19 protein-coding genes are annotated in these 23,321 nt (G+C 45.1%); 7 read left to right on the top strand and 12 right to left on the bottom strand.

From position 1 onward, the window contains the following. Positions 1–45: 45 nt before the first annotated feature. The 5 genes from MHH92_RS08550 to MHH92_RS08530 form a co-directional block, all read right to left on the bottom strand. Positions 46–1,086, bottom strand: coding sequence for a BMP family lipoprotein (locus MHH92_RS08550; protein WP_076252456.1), 1,041 nt, complete (start codon positions 1,084–1,086; stop codon positions 46–48). A 579-nt stretch (positions 1,087–1,665) separates the two neighbouring features. Further along, the gene (gene rplT / locus MHH92_RS08545; protein WP_017689664.1) at positions 1,666–2,025 is read right to left on the bottom strand and encodes a 50S ribosomal protein L20; all 360 of its coding nucleotides are present in this window, start codon (positions 2,023–2,025) and stop codon (positions 1,666–1,668) included. Positions 2,026–2,113: 88 nt separating this feature from the next. Continuing rightward, the gene (gene rpmI / locus MHH92_RS08540) at positions 2,114–2,317 is read right to left on the bottom strand and encodes a 50S ribosomal protein L35 (protein ID WP_017689665.1); all 204 of its coding nucleotides are present in this window, start codon (positions 2,315–2,317) and stop codon (positions 2,114–2,116) included. Between the two features lie 24 nt (positions 2,318–2,341). After that, a complete protein-coding gene (gene infC / locus MHH92_RS08535) occupies positions 2,342–2,836 on the bottom strand; it encodes a translation initiation factor IF-3 (RefSeq protein ID WP_017689666.1) in 495 nt (164 codons plus the stop codon). 336 nt (positions 2,837–3,172) lie between these two features. Beyond that, on the bottom strand, positions 3,173–4,411 hold the full coding sequence (locus tag MHH92_RS08530; RefSeq protein ID WP_036610177.1) for a glycosyltransferase family 2 protein: 1,239 nt from the start codon (positions 4,409–4,411) through the stop codon (positions 3,173–3,175). A 711-nt stretch (positions 4,412–5,122) separates the two neighbouring features. On the opposite strand from MHH92_RS08530, the gene MHH92_RS08525 reads away from it, so the two are divergent. Together MHH92_RS08525 and MHH92_RS08520 are read left to right on the top strand one after the other, a co-directional pair. Beyond that, entirely contained in the window at positions 5,123–5,650 is a 528-nt protein-coding gene (locus tag MHH92_RS08525; RefSeq protein ID WP_017689668.1) for a phosphatase PAP2 family protein, read from the top strand. Between the two features lie 50 nt (positions 5,651–5,700). Continuing rightward, complete coding sequence (locus tag MHH92_RS08520; RefSeq protein ID WP_036669745.1) at positions 5,701–6,852, top strand: UDP-N-acetylglucosamine--LPS N-acetylglucosamine transferase; 1,152 nt, start codon at positions 5,701–5,703, stop codon at positions 6,850–6,852. A gap of 140 nt (positions 6,853–6,992) precedes the next feature. Here MHH92_RS08520 and MHH92_RS08515 read toward each other — a convergent pair whose 3' ends face one another. The 3 genes from MHH92_RS08515 to MHH92_RS08505 form a co-directional block, all read right to left on the bottom strand. Then, positions 6,993–8,546: an ABC transporter substrate-binding protein gene (locus tag MHH92_RS08515; protein ID WP_076252459.1), complete on the bottom strand. Its 1,554-nt coding sequence runs from the start codon at positions 8,544–8,546 to the stop codon at positions 6,993–6,995. 100 nt (positions 8,547–8,646) lie between these two features. Then, entirely contained in the window at positions 8,647–9,510 is an 864-nt protein-coding gene (locus MHH92_RS08510; protein WP_370511436.1) for a carbohydrate ABC transporter permease, read from the bottom strand. A gap of 96 nt (positions 9,511–9,606) precedes the next feature. Then, on the bottom strand, positions 9,607–10,512 hold the full coding sequence (locus MHH92_RS08505; RefSeq protein ID WP_017689672.1) for an ABC transporter permease: 906 nt from the start codon (positions 10,510–10,512) through the stop codon (positions 9,607–9,609). A 408-nt stretch (positions 10,513–10,920) separates the two neighbouring features. Between MHH92_RS08505 and MHH92_RS08500 the strand changes: the two genes are divergently transcribed. Further along, positions 10,921–13,173: an AraC family transcriptional regulator gene (locus MHH92_RS08500; RefSeq protein WP_340389829.1), complete on the top strand. Its 2,253-nt coding sequence runs from the start codon at positions 10,921–10,923 to the stop codon at positions 13,171–13,173. 129 nt (positions 13,174–13,302) lie between these two features. On the opposite strand, the gene trmB is transcribed toward MHH92_RS08500, so the two are convergent. Further along, positions 13,303–14,058, bottom strand: a complete 756-nt coding sequence (gene trmB / locus MHH92_RS08495) for a tRNA (guanosine(46)-N7)-methyltransferase TrmB (protein WP_076252463.1) — start codon at positions 14,056–14,058, stop codon at positions 13,303–13,305. 152 nt (positions 14,059–14,210) lie between these two features. Further along, positions 14,211–14,411, bottom strand: coding sequence for a hypothetical protein (locus tag MHH92_RS08490; protein ID WP_036610190.1), 201 nt, complete (start codon positions 14,409–14,411; stop codon positions 14,211–14,213). A gap of 439 nt (positions 14,412–14,850) precedes the next feature. On the opposite strand from MHH92_RS08490, the gene MHH92_RS08485 reads away from it, so the two are divergent. The 4 genes from MHH92_RS08485 (at position 14,851) to MHH92_RS08470 (ending at position 18,578) form a co-directional block, all read left to right on the top strand. After that, positions 14,851–15,804, top strand: coding sequence for a TIGR01212 family radical SAM protein (locus MHH92_RS08485; protein WP_036669734.1), 954 nt, complete (start codon positions 14,851–14,853; stop codon positions 15,802–15,804). Next, a complete protein-coding gene (locus MHH92_RS08480; RefSeq protein WP_340903171.1) occupies positions 15,805–16,389 on the top strand; it encodes a class I SAM-dependent methyltransferase in 585 nt (194 codons plus the stop codon). Positions 16,390–16,578: 189 nt separating this feature from the next. Next, a complete protein-coding gene (locus tag MHH92_RS08475) occupies positions 16,579–17,556 on the top strand; it encodes a type I phosphomannose isomerase catalytic subunit (RefSeq protein ID WP_076252465.1) in 978 nt (325 codons plus the stop codon). Positions 17,557–17,597: 41 nt separating this feature from the next. Further along, positions 17,598–18,578: an alpha/beta fold hydrolase gene (locus tag MHH92_RS08470; protein WP_101313293.1), complete on the top strand. Its 981-nt coding sequence runs from the start codon at positions 17,598–17,600 to the stop codon at positions 18,576–18,578. A 126-nt stretch (positions 18,579–18,704) separates the two neighbouring features. Here the strand turns inward: MHH92_RS08470 and odhB are convergent, their stop codons facing one another. Further along, the gene (gene odhB, locus MHH92_RS08465; protein WP_253506951.1) at positions 18,705–19,976 is read right to left on the bottom strand and encodes a 2-oxoglutarate dehydrogenase complex dihydrolipoyllysine-residue succinyltransferase; all 1,272 of its coding nucleotides are present in this window, start codon (positions 19,974–19,976) and stop codon (positions 18,705–18,707) included. Between the two features lie 5 nt (positions 19,977–19,981). After that, positions 19,982–22,855 carry a 2-oxoglutarate dehydrogenase E1 component gene (locus MHH92_RS08460; protein ID WP_047842236.1) on the bottom strand — a complete coding sequence of 958 codons (2,874 nt, stop codon included), beginning with the start codon at positions 22,853–22,855 and terminating at the stop codon, positions 19,982–19,984. Positions 22,856–23,321 lie beyond the last annotated feature (466 nt).

Below are 23,321 nucleotides of genomic sequence, written 5' to 3'. Positions count from 1 at the left end.
TCAAGACCGGCCCCAATGATTATTCATTTGCGACTTAGATCAAAATTACTCTGTAGGAACTTTGATTTCGCCGCTGATGATTTTTTCTTTGTACTCTTCTACTTTTGCAAGTGTATCAGCAGATACATTGGCAGTAGAGGTATCAGCAATACCTACGCCGTTTTCTTTCAAAGTCAGGTTCTCGGAACCACCAGCGAATGTACCATCAACTACTTCTTTGTTAACGCGCTTAACTGCTTCGTCAACTTTTTTGATCATGGAAGTCAAAGTGATCTCATCACCAAACTCAAGAGATTGATCTTTGTCTACACCGATAACCCATACATCTTGACCTTGTTTCTTACGAGCACTTGCTTCGTTAAACACACCGTTACCTGTTGCGCCAGAAGCGTGGAAAATAATATCTACGCCTTCATTGTAAAGTGTTGCTGCTGCTGCTTTACCCAAGTCAGGTTTATCAAATGCACCTGTGTAGTTAGAAATGAATTGAGCATCAGGGTTAACTGCTTTAACGCCTTCTCTGAATCCTACTTCAAACTTTTTGATCAGTGGGCTTTCCATACCGCCTACAAAACCAATTTTGTTGGATTTTGTTGTCAGACCAGCCACAACACCAACCAGGTAAGATCCTTCTTCTTCAGCAAATGTTACGGATTTAACGTTAGGAGCATCAACAACACTGTCGATGATCGCGAGTTTAGCATCAGGGTTTTGCTCAGCTACAGTTTTGATTGCATCAGCCAATTGGAAACCGATACCCCAAGTCAGATCATATCCGCCTTTAACGAATTCGTTCAGGTTAGGAATGTACTCTTCATCGGATTTACTTTGCAGGTATTTAACAGCAGTACCTGTTTCTGTTTCAGTCGCTTGCAGAGCTTCCCAAGCGGATTGGTTAAAGGATTTGTCATTAACTCCACCTACGTCAGTAACCATACCGATTTTGAGGTCGGATTTCGCTTCAGTGGATGTGCCACCTGTATCTCCTCCGGCATTTGTTTCTTCTTTCGGTTTGCTACCGCAACCTGCGAGCATAACCGATACCGCCAGCAACATTACCAAAGACAAGCTGAGCATCTTTTTCATTTCTCTTTTTCCCCCTTAATGATATATCCCTCATTCCAATCCAGCCTACAATTGAACGGTTAACAGATAGCAGGAATGACTTTTATGCAGAATGTATGGTTTCTTCGACATTAAAAGCGCATTCTCACCCTTGAAGCATCCTATCATCTGTCGAAAAACCGAACATTATGACATGGAGAGAAAAATCTAGGACTAGCCTACTAGAGGTGATTATACAATCAACCAGTGTTAAAATCCAGATGTTTCATCACCAAAAATCACATATTTTTGTTCTTTTTTTATTGAAAACGCTTAATAATTTAGCGATTTAACACACTAACGTTACAACGATGTGATGTTATATAACAAAAACATATCGTGAACTTTAGTGATGAGAGGGATTTACCTGTTTTTATTTGTATTATTTCACCGTTCGTATTTTATGTATTCCCATGGATCGTTATTCACCAGTTATCTAGTTTCATTGTTCCCTTCCAGACTATAGCCTATTCGCTCTACTCATTCAGAGATTCATCTTCGAATTTCTTCCAAGCCGTAAAAAAAGCCGCCATATAGGTACGGCGGCTTGTATCATACAATTTAAGCGTTGATTTTGCCTTTAGCTACAGTAGCCAAAGAGTTGAACGCATTGATGTCGTTAACGGCCAGATCAGCCAACATTTTGCGGTTCATGTCTACTCCAGCAAGTTTCAAACCATGGATCAGTTTGTTGTAAGACAAACCATTCATACGTGCTGCAGCATTGATACGAACGATCCACAGTCTGCGGAAGTTACGTTTCGTGTTGCGACGGTCACGGTATGCGTATACCAGGGATTTCATTACTTGCTCGTTAGCTGTTTTAAAAATACGGTGTTTGGAACCGAAATAACCTCTTGCCAGTTTCAAAACCTTTTTATGACGACGACGTACTACAAAACCGCCTTTTACTCTTGCCATATTAAAGAACCTCCCAAATAAATATAAATGTATCCGTGGTATGTGTACGGCCGTAGCCGATCCCCCATACGGAATGTACTAATTAAAATTAGCCTTTCAAGTTAGCCAAGCCTTGTTTCAAACGTCTAACATCCCCGGCAGCCATAACTGGGTTACCGTTCAGAACGCGCTTAGCACGTTTGGATTTGTGGGAAAGCAAGTGGTTTTTGTGAGCTTTGTAACGAAGGACCTTACCAGAACCGGTAATTTTGAAGCGTCCTTTCAAACTGCTGTGTGTTTTCATTTTAGGCATTTTGTGTTTCCTCCTCCAATGTTATCAGGCTTTAGGAGCCAAAATCATGATCATACTGCGGCCTTCCAATTTCGGTTGACGTTCAACAGTACAAAGTTCTGCAACTTCTACCTTAACGCGCTCCAAAATCCGTTGACCAATCGCGGCATGTGCAATTTCACGTCCGCGATAACGAACAGAACATTTCACTTTGTCGCCTTCGTTCAAAAACTTAACTACATTACGAAGCTTCGTTTGATAATCGTGCTCCTCAATATTGGAACGGAACCATACTTCTTTAATATCAACAATTTTCTGGTTCTTACGGGCTTCTTTATCTTTCTTTTGTTGCTCATAGCGGAATTTGCCATAGTCCATAATACGACACACCGGCGGTTTAGCCTGTGGTGCCACATTGACCAGATCCAAATTCAGGTCAATCGCCATTTGCAGTGCTTCGCGAATGGGCGTAATCCCAATTTGTTCTCCTTCAGCTCCGACAAGGCGTACTTCCTTCGCCCGAATCTCATCATTAATCATGTGATCTTTACTAATAATCGTCCACCTCCAGGTCATTTTGAATATCCAGTTACACAAAAATAAAAGGGATGCCGGTCAAGCTACCGACATCCCTGTAATCAACACAATTCTTCATGAGTATACACTTCATAAATTATTGGGATCGTTGACCAGCCAACATGTTTGTTGATCAGGTGAGAAGTCGGACTTCTGCTTGTGATTCCATTACTATTCGTTTTAAGGCACTTGAATACTATATCACCCATGAAACACATTGTCAACATTCTTCACAACTTTTTTTTCGCAAATTATACATTTGTTATATCAGATGTCAACAAAGTATCGCACGCATGTTCCTTACCCTTGCTTGCTCTGTACCTCATCCAACCGTACAACACGTGTATGTTGAGTGTGGCTCCACTGTTTGTTGTTCTGCGTAAAGAAAGCGTAGAACGTAATCGGGTACCAAGACAGCAGGTAGATCGGGAACAAAATCAGATATAGATAAACTTTGGCAAAGGTAACCTTCTCCAGCGCCATGGACAACAGGAACGTCAGAATGTTCAAACCAATAGCCACGAACCCAACCCATAACGGGAAGTATCCATAAATATTAGCAATGTGCGGACCACTGAATATAGCCATGTCTACCCACATCACAGCCGTCATCAGGAACGTAAGCAACACCACATAGACATTGGCTCCGTAGATAGCAAGGTCAAATTTCACCAGGCTTCTTTCCTTAATGGACTGCCATAACAGCGGGAAGAAGTATCTACGTGCAACTGTAAAGTGACCTTGCATCCAGCGCAGACGTTGTCTCGCTGAAGCTTTAAATGTTAATGGCTTCTCATCAAATACTTTGGCGTCATAGTTGAAAACAGGATACACATTACGTTGCACACTGCGCATCGTAAACTCCAGATCCTCAACCAGACTTGTTGCACCCCAACCAATTTCCTTCAACAGGTTGGTCTCAAAGCACATTCCGGTTCCTCCGAGGAAATTCGCCATATTCAAGTTATGACGAGACAACTGCCACAGACGGTTGATGTACCAGTAAGATACACCGTAAGCTGCAGTAATCCAGGAATCCTCCGGATTTTTCGTATCAATGTATCCTTGGATAACACGCGAACCATTGTTCAAGTCATCATTCATCTCAAGCAAGAAGTTACGGTCAACCAGGTTATCCGCGTCAAACATAACAACTGCGTCATACTGACGTGGCAATTTCCACAGGTACTTAAGCATCCATTCGATGGCGTACCCTTTACCTCTTAAATCGGCATTGGTACGTACACAGGCGTTTAATCCATGCTCTCTGACAATTTGAGCCGTTCCATCCGTACAGTTGTCACAGATGACAAACACATCGTACAGATCTTCCGGATAATCAAGTTGTTTCAAGTTCTCCATCAAGGCACCAATGACTTGTTCCTCATTGTGTGCTGCGACGAGTACAGCGAATGATTTTGTCGCCGGATAATGTTTCTTTTTCTTTTTCTTAATCAGACCGAACAGCGAAAACGTGAATTGGTACACGGCTAGCAGTGCCAGAATGACCTGCATCGTGACGAATATAGCGTCCAACATCGTTCTCTGTTACCCCCTTTTTTTCAAAACCCAGTTTACTCAAGCATTTCTCTTCCTGATTCTGCAATTTATTTTTTTTTGATCTGCAGAATATGACCCTGTTCTTTTGTGTACTACGTGAATATATCAGGCAATGTTTCAAAGCTTGGTTGCTATCAGTTGGCTGCTTTATCGATTCTGTATCCTTTTCAGTCATTTGTCAAAACCCCAATTCCACTTTCTGAAGCAGAAATGTGATCTTTAAACGCTGAATAGACACTTCGTGATACCACAACCTCGCATTCATGCCTGTTATATCTTATTTTCAGCCGTTTACTTGATTTTTATTTCTAAAGTCCCTGCTTTTTTCATCAGCATGTTATTCTTCGTCAGAGGCTCTATAACAAATAACGCAAACAGACCTCAAAAAGTTTGAAACAGAACTCACATTTTTTTTACCTCATTTCAGCCATGTTGAATCATTGTATCTTTTTTGGCTGACCCAAGTCAAAAAGTTAAGATGGGTATATATCCACTCTTTAACATGAATTTCACTTTCTTTACATGGGTTCTTCTTGAAAAGGACAACATTTAAAAATATGATAAACATATACCTGAAATAACCTCAAGTTCATGAAAAACGGTTATATACTAATCAGGACGAAACCGGATGCAGAAAATCACCGGAAATAATGCCGCCATTACGGGCGGCCTGACTGGCAGGAGGCCAATATGAGCCGTTTATTCTTAAAGTTTCAAGATTATGATCGAAATGTTTTTATGTGGATCAACGGCCGACTTCATAATCGTTTTATGAATTTTTGGCTGTATTATTTCACCCATCTGGGTGGAGCAACTTCATCTATTGCAATATCGTTGTTAATCTGGCTGCTTGCTCCAGCTCCATGGAGCACAACAGGACTCCAGGCATGTATCGCCCTTGCGGTCAGCCACATCCCTGTAGCCATCGCGAAAAAATTGTATCCCCGCATTCGACCTTATCTGGCCTTGCCGGATACAATTACGTTCCGTAATCCCCTGACGGATCACTCGTTTCCTTCAGGGCACACAACTGCCATTTTTTCGGTCACAGTTCCCTTTATGACCACTGATCCAATCTTATTGCTAATATTGTTGCCTGTGGCCCTTATTGTCGGATTCTCTCGAATTTATCTGGGGTTACACTATCCTTCCGATGTTCTGGCGGGTGCCACAATAGGTACTTTAGTCGCACTTGCAACAGTTGCATTCTGGTCTTAAAGCCGATATGTTAGACTCAGAAAAACCTAGCAGGAACAGGTGAAGTAAGCGTGGAGAAAAAAAGAGTATTACTATTATCTGAAGGCTTTGGTACGGGTCATACTCAAGCCGCCTATGCACTGTCCAGCAATTTGCGAAAGCTCTCGCCAGACGTGCAGACAAAAGTGCTTGAATTGGGAAGTTTCTTAAATCCAAAGGTTGCACCTCTGATTATAACAGCATACAAAAAAACGGTTACCAACCAACCCAAACTTTTCGGATACGTATACAGACACCAATATAAAAAATCATTGAACAGGCTGACCACACTGGCGTTGCATAAACTGTTCTATACACACACACGCAGCGTTGTGCGCCAGTTACGTCCCGATGCGATTGTCTGTACACATCCGATTCCAAGTGCTGTCATATCCAGACTGAAACGTCTGGGTGTACAGGTTCCCCTATGCACAGTCATCACCGACTATGATGCACATGGGACGTGGATTAACCGTGAAGTAGACCTTTATCTGGTTTCTTCAGATGAGGTTAAGTCCAAACTAATGCTACGAGGCGTACCTGCAGACAACATTCGAGTCACGGGCATTCCGGTGCATCCAAATTTTTGGGAGCATCCCGGGCGAGAAGAGATCCGAAGCAGATTTAACCTCAAGAACATGCCTACTGTACTGGTGATGGGCGGCGGTTGGGGAATGCTCAGCGACAAGCTGGTCCATCCGCTGCTGACACGCTGGCATGAAGATATTCAGATCATTTTTTGTCTCGGTCGCAACGATAAAACACGGATCAGCATGGAACAGAACCCCATGTATCGCAAAGAAAACATTCACATTATGGGATACACCAACGAAGTGGACAAATTAATGGAAGTATCCGACCTTCTGATTACCAAACCTGGGGGAATGACATGCAGTGAAGGCTTGGCCAAAGGAATTCCCATGTTGTTCCACAATCCTATACCTGGTCAGGAAGAAGAAAACGTCCATTATTTTACGGCAAGAGGGTTGGGAGAACCCATAACTTCGCCCGACGTAGTGGTTAAATGGATGAACAAGCTGTTGCATCACTACCCGGATGTTGTACGTAAACGCAAACGTCATCTGGCGGAAATCGCCAAGGTTCATCCAATGCAGAGCGCTCAAAGTATTATCGATCTGCTGGAGGACGTTCGTCCTTCATCCGCAGAAGAGGCCCGTTTATGAATTTATCCCATTAGGATGTCGCTTCCCGTATTCTTCGTCCAATCATGCCTCTAACCAACGGCTTCAAACAAGCCTGCAACCACATTGAAAAGGTGCCTTCGAACCTGAAGGCACCTTTTCTTTATGAAGGAAAGTACAAACTATTGAGTGCCTGCTGACTTCAAATACTCCTGCCACTGCTTGGTGTATTCTGTCTGAATTTTTTCCAATCCTGCTTGTTTAGCCTTCTCCATAAATGTGTTCAATCCAGCCTCTACGTCTGCCACCAAACCTACATTAAGCGGATACAGATATTGTTTTTCCACTTGTTCCAATGCAGCCTTCTCGGCTTGGTACGGTGTCCAGTCTTCAGCAAATCCGGTATAAATATCCGGCTTCTTGATTTTGTCGAGATCTTCAAACATGGTCAGCACGTCATCAAAGGTTTTGTCATAGAGCATGAATTCCGGATTACGCCAAGCCCAGCCATTCATGCCTTCACGCGGGAAGCCGTTGGTTTGTGCATCTCCGACCATTTTGTAGTATCCATTATCTACCTCGAAGTTTTTGCCTTCAACGCCGTATTCAGTCAACCAATTATATCGTTTGTCTGTCACCAGTTTCTCATAAAATGCCAATGCTTTTTCCGGGTTTTTACTGCTACGCGGAATCGCAAAACCATTGTGGATCGGGTGAACCGGTTGTGCAAACCCTTTCGCATTCGGGTACGGGAAATAAGCCAGTTTCCAATCTGGATGAGTAGACTGCACCTTGATAACATCTGCATTAAATTTGTTCGGGTTCTCCCCGGACAGAACAACAGCCGCTTTTCCATTTTGCAGCAATGAGTTGGAAGTATCCTTTACATTCAGTACGTTTTTCGGGAAAAAGCCTTTATCCATCCAGCGTTTGTATGTTTTCAGGTCTTCCAGATGTTGCGCCGATCCCCAGTAGGACGTCACGGTTGTTGGTGTTTCATACATAATATCCAGTCCATATGGAAGTTGACCTGCTGTATTAACCAGCTTGGATGTCAATTGACGAATACCATGGGTATGGTTGGCATTGCTATCCGCAATCGGAATCATATTGGGTTCGTTGGCTTTGATGCCCTCCAGATACGCTTCTAGCGTCTCCAAGGATTCCGGTTTTGGAAGATTGTACTTCTCGCGCAAGTCCTCACGGTACGCAATTCCCTCGGTTACATACTCAATCCAAGTTGATGGAACAGTATAGATTTTGTCATTGATTTTGACAGCATTCCACATGTCATCAGGTACATGAGCTTTCAGCGCCGGCGCTGCCGTAGGCAGCATTTCATCCAGTGGCAGGAACGCGCCCTTCTTGGCATAGGACTGGTAGAATGTCCAATCCGCTGTGAAGATCAGATCGATCGGCTGTCCGGAAGACAGCAGCAGTTTATATTTTTGATCCCAGTCGGTCCATGAGGTGTAGTTGAATTTCACATTGACGTTCAGATCAGCCTCCGCCAGCTTATTGATCTCGGATTCAATAACAGGTAGATCTTTCGGAGCATCCCCAAGCATGTAAAATTGGAGCGTGACTTTCTCGCCTTTGTTCCCGGATGTTCCTCCCTGCTCGCTTCCTTGCGTCGATCCCCCCGAATCGTTATTACATGCGGCAAGTACCCCGGCGAACAACATCAGGGCAAGTACCAGAGACAGGTGCCGAATTGTTTTGTTACGCATACGCATCCTCCCTTTTTGTGGTGAACCTTTATATGTTAGCGCAGACTCGCCATGTTTCAGACCTGAAATGATATCAGTGGCCTGACGCCCACAGCGCGTTCACGTTCTAACCTTTCACTGCACCAATGGTGAGTCCTTTAACAAAATAACGTTGTACAAACGGATACAGGAACAAAATCGGTCCCGTTACAACGATAGCCATTGCCATCTTGGTTGATTCGGTAGGCACATCCTGACTGAGTGTGATCCCTGTGCCAATCGCCATCTGGTCAATGAATGTAATCGTGTTCATCGTGTTGTAGAGATAAAATTGAAGTTGGTACATATCCGGGTTGTTAATGAAGAGGGATGAGGTAAACCAGTCATTCCAGTAACCCAGTGCCAAAAACAGCCCTACGGTGGCGATACCAGGCATCGCCAGTTTCAACACAATGCTGAAATAGATGCGGAAGTCATTCGCTCCATCAATTTTGGCGGACTCAATCAATTCATCCGGCACTGCCGAGCGAATGAAGTTTTTCATCAGGATAATGAGGAATGGCGTCATCAACCCCGGGAAAATAAGTACGGTGTACGTATCTGTGAGATTGAAGTAGTTCGCCAGCATAATGTACCAAGGCACAAGTCCCCCACCAAACAGGGTTGTGAAGTAGATAAAAAACGAGAACGTGTTCCGATATTTAAAATCCTTACGCTGGAGCACAAATCCGGCCATCGTGATGAGGAACAGCCCTAGCGTAGTCCCCACCACCGTTGTAAAGACCGTTACTCCATAAGCCTTGAGTACCTGAGTCGGGAATTTGAACACCATTTTGTAACCTTCCAGGGAAAAGTCCGTTGGAAAGAGGTGATAACCATCCCTCACAATGGACTCGTTGCTGCTGAATGAACCGGATAGAATCAGCAGGAACGGTAGCAAGCACATGATTGATAAAATGATGATGAAGCTGTAGGAAATCAGTTGAAACATGAAAGTGAATTCCGAATCTCTGAGACGAGTATTCGTACGAGTGTGAGTATTCATTGGCGTGTTCATGATCGTTCTCCCTCCTGCCCTGCGGGCGTTCTAGAACAAGGCGTAATCCTCATTTACTTTGCGGATAATATAGTTGACGGTCATGATCAAAATGAATCCAAACAAGGACTGATACAGACCAGCAGCCGTTGCCATCCCGATATCAAACGTTACTTTCAGTGAACGATACACATACGTATCAATAATATCTGTAGCGTTGTACAACACCCCGTTGTTGCCGATCAGTTGATAGAACAGGTCAAACTGCCCCTTCATAATGCTGCCGAGTGAGAACAACAACAGGATGACAAAGGTTGGCTTCAGCATCGGTACTGTAATGTACCAGATCCGCTGAAATATATTGGCCCCGTCGATTCGGGCAGCCTCATAATACTCATCACTGATACCCGTTATGGCGGCCAGATAGATGACCATGCTGTATCCAAGATTTTTCCACAGATAAAAGATGATGATCAGGAACACCCAGATCCAGGGTGTGTTATAAATGTCGACCGGGCCGGCCTCAAAACGTTTGAGCACCGTGTTCACAAAACCCGACTCGTAGTTGAACATGTTGTAAGCGATTACACTTAATAGTACAAATGAGATGAAATACGGCAAAAACATGACGGATTGCGTGATTTTTTTGAATAACCTGCCCCGGATTTCGCTAAGCATGATCGCACAGAAGATCGCCAGACCGTTTCCTAATATAATGAAGGCGAGATTGTAACCCACAGTGTTGGTTGTGAGCTTCAGCAGCATTCCGGATTGCCACAGGAACTTAAAGTTCTCCAGACCGACAAATGGACTACCAAATAATCCGCCTTCAAAATCATACCGGGTGAACGCATAATAGATGCCGACCATCGGAAAATACGAGTTAATCAGAAAAAAGATCAGCGTGGGCAACAGCATCAGAAACATGATTTTGTTTTTGTTCAATTCTTTGAGCATGGCTCGATCCCTCCCGAATTTCTTGCGGTGCTGCGTGGTGGAGCTCTCTTTTTATTGTAGATGCTCTCTTCACTCACGAATACTGAAGCTTCCCGTCAGAAAATGAACGATTCTGCGAAATGAACTATGAACAAAACGAACGAACCATGAAATGAACAGACATCGACACACATCTGTTCACAAATGTTGATATCGTGCATAGGCTACACCTAGTGAACAATCCAGCGAAAGCTGAACTTTATGTAGAGAAAACAGGCAAAACAACCTGTCCATCATTGATGTAAACGCATACATAATATATAATTCAAGTTACTCTTGCTCTTCTGCTCATCCAACTATGAAGCCTCACGTATGTATATGAAATTCTATGTTGTTCACCCAAAACAGGAGGTTCGAGGGGGAAGAAGAATGCGTAAACGTTCAGAGGACAGTCAAAAGGTCTTCACACGGATTCTGATCGGCATTATTATCAGTACCGTCGCTACCTTACTTGTGGTTTCTTCTATTTTGTACGTCAACTATAATCGGATTGCTCTTCGTCAGGTGTATCGTACAGATATGAACAGTCTTACTCAAACCAGCCGTGAAGTGGCCAAAATGACCGAGACTGCAAAATCATTGTCATATCAGATTTATCAGGACTACACCATCTCTTCATTACTGCTCTATTCCAAACCAAATATTTATGAGATCACATCGGCGATGGAGCAGCTAGACAACTACCGTATGTCCCTTCCCTTTATCGAATCCATCTATGTATATAACTCCAAAAGCAATGAATTCTTTATCAGTTCCGACGTGCGCAATGGGCAGCAGTCCGTCTCGGAGATCGATGATCAGGGGATTACAAGCATCCTCCAACGCTTCCATGACTATAAACCTTTTGTGCCCATCCCGCGTACATATCAGGTCGGCTCTACCGAAGCAACAGAGGTTAACAGCTACACCTATCTCTGTTATGACACAATTAATGATAACGCGAAGCTAAACTATGCTGTCATCGTTAATATCAAGGATGATTGGCTCAGTCCAAATATGAATGCTGTGGATCAACCCGGCAAAACCTTTATCGTGAATGAGAATGGAGACCTTTTATCTGACTTTGGCGACCGTGCATTGATGAAAAATCTCTCCAGCGAAGCTTTTATGAAGCCAATTTTGCAGGATACGGGGCAATCAGCTTACTTTACCGAGAAGGTCGACGGAGAAAAATCTCTCATCACCTATACCGCTCCCGATGACCTAGGTTGGCGTTATGTAAGAATAACACCTTATGATCTGATTACCTCAGATATACGGAGTATGCGCACACATACCGTTCTGTTTTGTGTTGGACTTCTCTTCGCAGGGTTACTGCTCTCTTACCTTGTGTCCCGAAAACTATATCACCCTATTGATAAGGTGCTTGTTCGTTTACGTGTAATGGAAGCAGAGCGACGTGGCAGTCTTCATTTGTTACGGCAGGATTTTCTACGAGGGGCCCTACAGGGCCGCGAAACAGTAACTGGAGGTATGCTGGAAGAACGGATGAAGTTCTATGGTTCCTCCATTGATGTTCAGCGTGCATCCAGACTGGTATTGCTGCGTATTGACCATTTTACCGAATTCAGCGAAACGTATCGTGATGAGACCCAACTTGTAAAATACGCCATGATGAACATCTGCACCGAGACAGCCGATCTCCACTACAATGCGGAAGCTGTGGACATGGGCGGTGATCTGATCACACTCATCTTCAATGAAAAAGCGGAAAGCCATGAACTTGAGCAACCTGCTCATAACCGGATCGAAGAGCTGCTACGTATGATGCAGGCAGCTGTAATGACCCATTTGAAATGCTCCATCTCCTGTACGATCGGCACGGAAGAAGATTCATTGGAAGACAGTATTGCATCCTACACCAGATCAGCCGAAGCCTCACTGCATCGTTTGTTCATGGGACCGGGCTGTCTGATCTATACCTCTGACATCATGGCTTATCACGCCAAGGAGTACGCATTCCCAGCAGGTAAGGAAAGACAACTTGTTGATCATCTAATGACAGGTAAGACGCAAGAAGCAAAACAAGTCTATGCAGATATCGTGGGCGAAACAGCTGCATATCCATTTACCGTCTTCCAGCTAGCCTTATCCCATCTGACGATGACACTGAACCATGTACGAAATACCCTCAAGAAGAATAATCAACTCACGCTTGATTCAGTCTCGGATGGTCTAATGCTGCCTGTCAAAGACGCGGAAGACATCAGTGAAGTACATGAACACTTCTATCGGATGTTTGATGAGCTTGGTTCCAAAGTCGAGGAGAAACGTACACTGAAGCACGAAGAGTTGATTCGTAAAATCAATGGCATTATTGAGCGGGACTATGCGGACCCCAATCTATGTCTAACTTCTATCGCAGATGAGTTGGGCATGTCGCCCATCTATGTAAGCAGGCTCTACAAACAGCTCACCCTGAAAGGGCTCACGGACGTAATTAACGAAACCCGCATAGCCAAGGCCCAGCATCTGCTGGTGGAGACAGAAAACTCCGTTGCCGACATTGCCGAGAGGACCGGATTCACCAACAGTTCATACTTCTATCGCATGTTCAAAAAGTTCAATGGGGTTACACCAAACGATTATCGCCGCAAAGAATTTCATTCAGAAAACTTTTGAAATCATCCCAGACTTGAGTTTATGGAGTAATGCACATCGATTGTTAATGCAGAAAAAGAGCGACCTATGAGAATGAATCATTCACCTCATGTGTCGCTCTTATTTAATGAGTTTAAGTTAGATTTCGATTTATTCCTGTTCCTGATCTTCACCAGACTCATCCGAAGCTTCACGAACTTTATACTTGTCCAGACGTGTCTGCTGATACTCACGCAGGGCCTCTTCACCCACAATCACTTCAACCCGGTGAATGTTCATACCTTTACCCATGAATTTCTGCTCGTACTCCGTCATCACATGTTCTTCATTCAAACCATCACGATGCAGATTCAAAGAAATATTGGTCATTTGTAGGCCGAAGTCGGCAATGGCGTTGAGTGAGAAATCAAACAGCGTCTCCGAATCGGTTTTGAAATGAATCTGACCTTTGGGATTAAGCAATTCCGTGTATTTCTTCAGGAAGCGCGGATGCGTCAACCGACGACGTGCATGCTTTGCTTTTGGCCAAGGATCACTGAAGTTCAAATAAATGCGCTCCAGTTCTTCCGGTTCAAAAACTTCTTCGATCTGTTCGATATTTGCCAGCGCAAGCTTCAGGTTAGGGGGTGTCTCCACATCAGCCTGACTCCACGCATTACGAGCTTTCTCACTGGCACGACGCACCAGTTCATCATACATATCAATACCGATGAAATTAAATTCCGGATATTTATAACTCATTTGGCTGATAAATTGACCTTTACCCATACCAAATTCCACGAAGATCGGGTGATCATTGCCAAACAGTTCAGACCATTTTCCTTTATGTTGCTTGGGGTCCAGTACAACAAGATCAACTTGTTGCTCCAGATTTTCTCTTATCCCTTTTCTGCCACGTAAACGCATTTTATTCCTCCGTTTGTCCCATACTTGTCTCAGACTTATTTTGCCGAAGAACTGGCAAATTGTAAAGAGCAATGAAAAGGGAATCTTCGGATCTGCCACTTTGGGCAAATCTCAAAGATTCCCTCTTCGATTTATTTGGAATTGGGGTCCAACTACTTTAGTAGTTCATAGTCTACCTTATCTTGGTGTGAAAAATCAAATGTCTTTTCGAAAGCATCGCGAACTTTTTGTCTTGCAGCCGCTTTCACTTTCGGATTTCCATTAAAACGAACACCTGTTAAAGCCAGTGCTTCTTCTGCCGTCAATTCAACAGACACATGATTCAACTCATTGTTTTTAACTTGGGAATTCATTCATATCACCTCACGGTATAGTATGGTCCATGACGTCAACGTTGATTCAAATGCTATGATGAATAATACCCATTAGATGGTGTCTGACGCTGATTTAAATATAACATAAGGTGTAAACTATAGCAAGGAGAAAACCTTGATTTTACGGCCTATTTTTGCGTTTCGATTCCCTTTTTTTTTAGTTTTTTGATACAATGATAAAGTGAGCATTTTGCATAAATCCCATAAGCGTCTTCCAATCAGCAAGATATGGATCAGGATGCTTTTTCCTGTCCATATCTTGTACCCGTGAGCGATTGAAATCGAATAATGCAAAATGCTAAAGTTCATGAAGACACCTATAATCGCTATCCATCGTCTATGACGGAAATCGCATAGCGCTTCTTCTTTTGTTCACGTATGATTACGGTAATTCGACAGCCAAAGGAGTACCCTGAAGATGAATGCACCTGCATTACAGTCCCCTCTCCTGTGGGGAGATAAACGATTCCATACCTGGAATTATGAGATGCGAGATCAATTTAACAATAAGGTTTTCAAAGTGATGCTGGATGCTGGATTCACCTGTCCCAACCGCGACGGTTCCATTGCCAAAGGTGGTTGCACATTCTGCAGTGCGCGTGGATCAGGCGATTTTGCTGGCAGCAGACGTGAAGATCTGGTCACCCAATTCAATACAATTCGAGATAAACAGCACCTCAAGTGGCCTAAAGCCCATTATATTGGCTACTTCCAAGCCTATACGAATACGTATGCTCCGGTTGAGGAGCTGCGCGAATATTTTGAAGAAATTCTTGAGCAACCCGGTGTTGTTGGTTTGTCCATCGCCACTCGCCCGGACTGTTTGCCAGATGACGTTGTTGATTATTTGGCTGAACTGAACGAGCGCACCTACCTGTGGGTTGAGATGGGGCTTCAAACCATCCATGATTCCACATCAACATTGATTAATCGCGCGCACGACACGAAGTGTTATGAAGAAGCGGTTGAGAAACTGCGCAAACGGAATATACGTGTGTGCACACATATCATATATGGTCTGCCTCAAGAGACACATGAGATGATGCTGGACACTGGACGGGCAGTTGCCAATATGGATGTACAGGGAATCAAGATTCACCTGCTGCATCTGATGCGCAAAACACCAATGGTGAAACAATACGAAGCTGGTCTTTTACGTTTTCTGGATCAGGACGAGTATATCAAGCTGATCGTAGATACACTGGAGATGCTTCCACCGGAAATGATCGTACACCGTCTTACAGGCGACGCACCACGTGATCTGTTGATTGGACCGATGTGGTCCATGAACAAATGGGAAGTGTTAAACTCCATTGATCGTGAGCTGCGAGAGCGGGATTCATGGCAAGGTAAGTATTGGAGGCGAGCATAGATGGGCTTTCTTTCGGTTCTCAGCTGTGCGCATCAGTGGATTGCTTCCCGTCTGCAGCCAGGTGATCTGGCGATAGATGCAACGGTGGGTACAGGAGCAGACACACTATTTTTGGCACAACAAGTAGGCAGGCGTGGTCAAGTCATTGGATTCGATATTCAAAGTGAAGCCCTCACGCTGGCACAGGCCCGGATTCGAAAACAAAATGATGAAGCCAAGCTTGGCTCCATCTCCATGCTTCAACTAAGCCATGATCGAATGGCAGAAGCAGTTCCTGAGTCATGGCTTGGTACGGTTGGTGCAGTTATGTTCAATCTGGGGTACCTGCCTTCAGAAAGTGCAGATTCCTCCATCATCACCGAGACTGACAGCACGATCGCTGCACTCGAGGCTGCACTCGCTTTATTACGTCCTCGCGGAATTATTACGGTTGTGCTCTACTCCGGTCATGACGGAGGGGCACAGGAAGCAGAAGCTGTATTGGACTGGTCCTCTGCGCTGCCGGTGGAACAGGCACAGGTTGTGATCTATCGCCAATTGCAGCGAGAAACTTCTCCTTTTCTGATCGGAATCGAGAAAAAATAATTTCCTTTGTTCACCAAATACAATAAACTAGACACAATCGCAAGGCGAGCTATTAACGGCTTTTTCTTACTGCGATCTGTGTTCTACATCTACATATGCAAACGTATTCACTTGTTTGCTCATGGCGACTACATGCCCATGACTGATTAAAGCGATCCACCATTTCATATACTAGAGGAGAGATTACTGATGTCTACGCCATACCCATTACAATTCCAACCTGAGTTCAAAGAACGTGTGTGGGGCGGTCGTGCGCTGGAGCAATTCGGCCTTACGCCCCCTGAAGGACATATCGGAGAAGGATGGATGATTGCAGATCATCCCAACGGTACAACCAAGGTATTAAATGGAGCACTGGCTGGCAAGGGTCTGGATGAAGTTCGTGAACAACTGGGCACCGAATGGCTTGGAACCAAAGGTGTCTCTGAAAAAGGCGGCCGTTTCCCCCTTCTGATTAAGCTGCTTGACTGCAACGATGACCTGTCCGTTCAGGTTCATCCAACAGACGATTATGAGGCACTTCCTCCAGGCGAGCTTGGCAAAACAGAAATGTGGTATGTACTCGACGCAAAACCGGGCGCACACATCATCTATGGCTTGAACGAAGGCGTTGATCGGGCAACATTAAAAGAAGCATTGGAAAACGGCACGGTGATGGATACCCTTCGTCAGGTACCTGTAGAGGCCGGCGATACGTTCTTTATCCCTGCCGGAACAGTGCATGCGCTCTGTGCAGGTGTCGTTGTCGCTGAGATTCAGCAAAACTCGGATACGACGTACCGCATATACGATTATAATCGTCCAGGGCTGGATGGTAAACCACGTGAGTTGCATGTTGAAGACTCATTAAATGTCACCGCCTATGAGGGCGCAGGTGCCTCAACGATGAAAACAAATAACGCTACTCCTGGTGAATGGCTCAAGCTTGCGGAATGCCCTTATTTTGTAGTTGAAAAAGGTATTGTGAATAAACGTTGGGAACTCTCCACCAATCCTGACAGCTTCACGATTCTCGTTGTCTGTGAAGGAGAAGGAACTTTGGAGTGGGCACATGCTGAATCAGACAGCATTGAATTGAAAGCTGGACAATGTTATCTCTTGCCAGCCAATCTGGGTTCTTATACATTGAACGGGAATACCACTGTTCTTCGCTCTTATCTGCCCTAAATCAAGCTTATATGTAACCTGTGAAGGAGGAATTACACGAGATGCAGGAATCTACCTTTGCCTTGGTCGCTAGTGAAGGTACCCGTATTCATGTGTACCGCTGGCTTCCCGATCCGGAATGCAACGTTAAAGGTGTAGTGCAAATTGCACACGGCATGGGCGAGACAGCAGCCCGATACGCCGAATTTGCCGACATCCTTACCCAAAATGGCTATGCGGTTTATGCCAATGACCATCGGGGTCATGGCAAAACTGTGGAGAATGCCAAGTTGCTTGGTAATGCTGGTATCGATGCCTTCCGCTGGATGGCGAGTGATATGATCAATCTGGGCGAAGTAGCCGCCAAAGAGAATCCTGGGGTGCCCCTATTTCTAATGGGACATAGCATGGGCTCATTCTTGGTACAACATCTCATGTACGCTGGTCATGAGCAGTACCATGCCTTTATTTTATCCGGGACAAACGGCAGACGCGGTCTGCTCCGGTTTGGAGAGAAACTCGCCTTTTTACAATGCGGCATTCAGGGGGCTACCCACCCCAGCATGCTGCTCAACGCGATTGTATTTGGTGGATTTAATCGCTCTTTCCGCCCTGCAACGACACCGTTTGATTGGTTGTCCCGGGACTCACAAGAGGTTCAGCGATTCATTGATGACCCCCTGTGCGGAGCAGTCTGTACAGCAGGCTTTTTCCGCGACTTCTTCAAATTGCTGCTTGAAGTCCATCTTCCACACAATATGGAGCGCATACCCAAACACAAACCCGTATACCTGTTCTCAGGTGAGAAGGACCCTGTCGGACTTCATGGCAAAGGCGTTCTTAATCTGGTCTCGCAGTATAAGAAGCTTCGGCTGGAGAACATTGAGTATCGCCTGTATCCGGATGGACGGCATGAAATGCTGCATGAGATCAACCGGACAGAAGTGGCTCAGCATGTTGTGAACTGGTTAGAGCGGAATACCTCTGGCCCGAATACACACTCTAGTCCGTTGAACCTGACTGAGACGGCTGACTCTATATAATAGAGTCGGAGACATATCAAGAGCAAAAAGAAACCCCTGAATCGGATGTACAGCTCACGCTGCGCACCAGTTCAGGGGTTTTCTTGTTAAGCGATATGAATAATAGCTATAATCAAACGTTATGGATTAACCTTCAATTAACAGGGATTCCGGGTCTTCAAGCAGTTCTTTCACGGTTACGAGGAAGCGAACAGCCTCACTACCGTCGATAATCCGGTGATCGTAGGACAACGCGATGTACATCATTGGACGGTTCTCCATCCGTTCTGCATCAATCGCCACTGGACGAAGCTGGATCTTATGCATCCCCAGAATACCCACTTGAGGTGTATTCAGAATTGGCGTAGACAACAAGGAACCAAATGTTCCACCATTGGTGATGGTGAACGTTCCACCTTGCAGATCAGATAACGCCAGCGTGTTGGAACGAGCTTTGGATGCCAGATCCGCAATGCTCTTCTCGATCTCGGCAAAGCCCAGACGATCTGCATCACGCACAACCGGTACAACCAGTCCTTCCTTCGCAGATACGGCGATGCCGATATCATAATACTTTTTGAGTACAACATCTTCGCCATCAATCTCTGCGTTAATTGTAGGGAACTTTTTCAGAGCCCCCACAACCGCTTTAGTGAAGAAGGACATGAAGCCCAGGTTAATCTCATGTTTCTCTTTGAACTTGTCCTTACGGCGTTTACGTACATCCATGATCGCAGTCATATCAACTTCATTAAACGTAGTCAACATGGCTGCTGTCTGCTGAGCCTCTACCAGACGTTTCGCAATGGTTGCACGACGGCGAGACATCCGCTGACGCTCCACTGGTTTGGTATAGGTAGAACTTCCAGCTGCCGGAGCACTTGGTGCTGCTGGAGCTTTACTCGCAGGTGGAGCAGCAGGAGCAGGAGGCTGATTGTTATGACTCTTCACATCGTCCTGGTATACCCGTCCAATCGGATCTTTGCTCTGAACCTGATCCAACTCGATACCACGTTCACGTGCAAGCTTACGGGCAGACGGTGAAGCCGTCTTAGCACTATCAGATGACTCTGGCGCTGCCGCAACAGGTGCCGATGGTGGTGTTGGAGCTTCAGGTGCAGGAGTAACGGCCTTTTTCTCTTCAGCTGCTGGTTCGGAAGCGGGTGCACCGCTTCCTCCTCCAGAACCAGCTGAGAGTGTACCGATCGTTTCACCGATCTCAACCGTCTCTCCTTCCTGACAAATGATCTTCTCCAGCACGCCACTTTCTTCTGCGCTGATCTCAATATTTACTTTATCCGTTTCCAGTTCAAGAAGTACATCACCCTGATTAACGGTATCCCCTTCTTTAACCATCCATCTGGATACAGTTCCCTCAGTTATTGACTCACCCATTGCAGGTACTTTAATTTCACTCACAGCTGTTACCTCCCCAGTGGAATATTATTCTTCGTCGTTTGTTTCAACGCAGATGTAATAATCTGTTGCTGTTCCATACTATGCACAAGCTGATAACCGCTGGAAGGACTTGCGTGTTCCGGGCGACCTTCGTATCTAACGGTTGTGCCTTCAGGGGCAACTTCACGAAGACGAGGCTCCATGTATGTCCAGGCACCCATGTTTTTGTTTTCTTCCTGTACCCATACCAGTTCTTTTACATTGCTGAAACGTGCGAGTATGCGTTTAATCTCTTCTGCCGGGAACGGATATAGCTGTTCCACTCGAATGATGTGAAGCCATGACCAATCAGCTTTATCTTTTTCAAAAGCATCTTCCAAGTCAATGGCAATCTTGCCACTGCACAAAATAATCCGCTCTACGCGATCCGGCTGTGTACCCAGTCCGGCTTGCTCCAGCACAAGCTCAAACTTGCCTTCACTGAATTCGACTGCTGGTGAAGCAACACGCGGATTCCGAATGAGACTTTTCGGTGACATCATCACAAGTGGACGAGCATCTTCCGTTTCAGTCAAGGAAGCTTGACGACGCAACAAGTGGAAGTACTGAGAAGCACTCGACAAGTTGGCAACCGTCATGTTGTCTTCTGCACAAAGCTGCAGGAAGCGTTCCAGACGAGCACTTGTATGCTCAGGTCCCTGACCCTCATTCGCATGTGGAAGCAACATGACCAGACTGGATTTCTGAGACCATTTGGCACGACCCGCTGATACAAACTGATCAAAGATAACCTGTGCACAGTTGGCAAAGTCACCGAATTGAGCTTCCCAGATGACCAGTGTATCGGGTGAATATACGTTATATCCGTATTCGAATCCAACAACGGATTCTTCAGACAACGGACTGTTATAGATTGCAAAGGATGCTCTTGCCTGTGGCAAGTGATGTAATGGGCAGAACTTTGCTCCATTTTCCGAATCATGCAACACCAGATTCCGATGAGCGAATGTAGCACGCTCGGCATCCTGTCCACTAATCCGAATTGGCTTGCCATCTGCCAGAATGGTTGCAAATGCGAGTGTCTCCGCAAGGCTCCAATCCACTTTTTCCCCTTCGTTCAGGGAAGTGCTCCGGCGTTGCAAAATTCGCTGTAACTTCGGATACACATTGAAGTTCTCAGGCCATTTCAGCAGATCGGCATTAATGCTGCGAAGATTCTCAAGCGGTACCGCAGTCGGAGTAATCGTAACAGCCTCCGGCTCACTGATTTTCCGCTGATAATATTCATGTACTTCATTTTTCTTCATCTGGTCATAAGCTTCTTTTAATTTGTTCGTTACTCCATCGCGAATGCTCGTAATGGATGCATCATCGATAATCGATTCCTCTTTCAACTGATCCTGATACAAGTGGCTTACCGTTGGATGGTTTTTCACCTTGTCATAAACGATAGGTTGAGTTGTTTCGGGATCATCGGTTTCGTTATGGCCGTAGCGACGATAACCGATCAAGTCGATCAGGAAATCCTTTTTGAAGCGATTGCGATACTCGGCTGCCATACGAATGGCTGCAATACAAGCATCCGGATTGTCCGCATTCACGTGTACAATCGGAATTTCGTACCCTTTAGCAAGGTCACTTGCGTAGTACGTTGAACGGGAATCACTGCTATCTGTAGTGAAACCCAGACGATTGTTGACGATAATATGGATGGTTCCGCCATTCTGATATCCTGGCAGAGCTTTGAAGTTAAGCGTCTCTGCAACGATCCCTTCTCCAGGGAATGCTGCATCACCGTGCATCAAAATGGTAGCTGCCTTCGTCACGTCTTGCTTCGGATATCCAGGGTCACGACGGTCATCCTGAGCCGCACGAGCAAACCCTTGTACAACCGGATTAACGTATTCCAGATGGCTCGGGTTATTCGCCAGAGTAAGGCGTGCCTGCACAGTTTCCCCGTCTTTCACAAAACGGTTGGCACCCATATGATATTTGACATCCCCCGTCCAACCGTAGTTGATCCCAGTCGAACCTTCCGATGGAACCAAATCTTTGTTCGGAGCATGATGAAATTCAGAGAAAATCTTGCTGTACGGTTTGCCCAAAACATGAGCCAGTACATTTAACCGTCCACGGTGGGCCATACCCATCAGAATGTGGCTTGATCCGGCTTCTGCCATGATGCGAACTGCTTCATCCAGCATCGGCACAAGCACATCGTTACCTTCGATGGAGAAACGTTTCTGCCCAACAAATGTTTTGTGAAGATAATCTTCAAATTGCTCGACTTCAACCAAACGTTCCAGCAAAGCCTTACGTTCTTTCGGCGTAAGTGGAGCCGGTGATGTCCGAGATTCCGCACGACGATTCAGCCACTCACGCTCTTGAACTTCGTGCACATGACTGAATTCGTAGGCCATGGGTCCAGTGTATATCTGACGCAAACGTTGAATTGCATCCCATCCGGTTGCTGTCTGCCCATCTGCACCTTCCCAGATCAGGGAAGCAGGCAAAGCTTTCAGATCTTCTTCGTTTAATTCAAAATGCTGAGGTTCCAGCAAAGATGTGTCTGTATCTTCACTGATTCCAAGCGGATCTATATCTGCAGCAAGATGACCATAGGTGCGGATGTTCCATACCAGTTTACCCGCTGTAACCGCTTTCTGTAATAGTTGAATGTCTACGCTTCCGGAAGCCGATTGGGCGTTGCCGGAATTCAAGGTTGTGCGTGCATCCCTACCAGACATCGGCGGTGCACCCCATTGTTCAAATAGTTCACGATAAGCCGGTGTAACCGAACCAGGGTCTTGAGTGAATAATTCATATTGTTCCTGTACGTATCCCATATTGGGGCCATAGTAACTTTCCCAGGGCTTCTTGTTGCCTTCCACGATCGTCATCGACGTTCCCTCCGTCTTGATTTAGTCATAAGTTTTTGACGGAAATCATTGACTAAGCCGTAATTTGCGTTCGTTCAACATTTTAAGCGAAATTTTTCATGAAGTCCAATAATCGTGCTGTTGGTGGTAGTAACGTTAGTCCGACGCTCCCGTCAAGGTTTGTCTGCGTTTTCAAAATCAAAGTAAAACAATGATTGTATATACCGTCGCACAGATGTCGAATACTGTCCTGATCCGTTCGAAGGCTACACTTCCTCCACTTCTTCAAGTGAAGTCCATGTTCTACTATCTATTCTATAAACTTTTACGCTCAGGAGCATTTCCTATTTTTAGTTCAATTGATGCATAAATTAGATGAATCGAATAAATCGATCAATTTGAGCAGAACAACGAACGCTTAATTACAAAAAAATAGGCATACGATCTCCCATTTTACCTCCTTAATTGAATTGTGGTCCATTATGTG

The organism is Paenibacillus sp. FSL M7-1414 (genome assembly GCF_038003195.1).
In the GTDB taxonomy this organism is placed as follows: domain Bacteria; phylum Bacillota; class Bacilli; order Paenibacillales; family Paenibacillaceae; genus Paenibacillus; species Paenibacillus amylolyticus.
The sequence above is the reverse complement of the archived record's forward strand: the minus strand, read 5'-3'. Positions and strand labels throughout refer to the sequence as shown.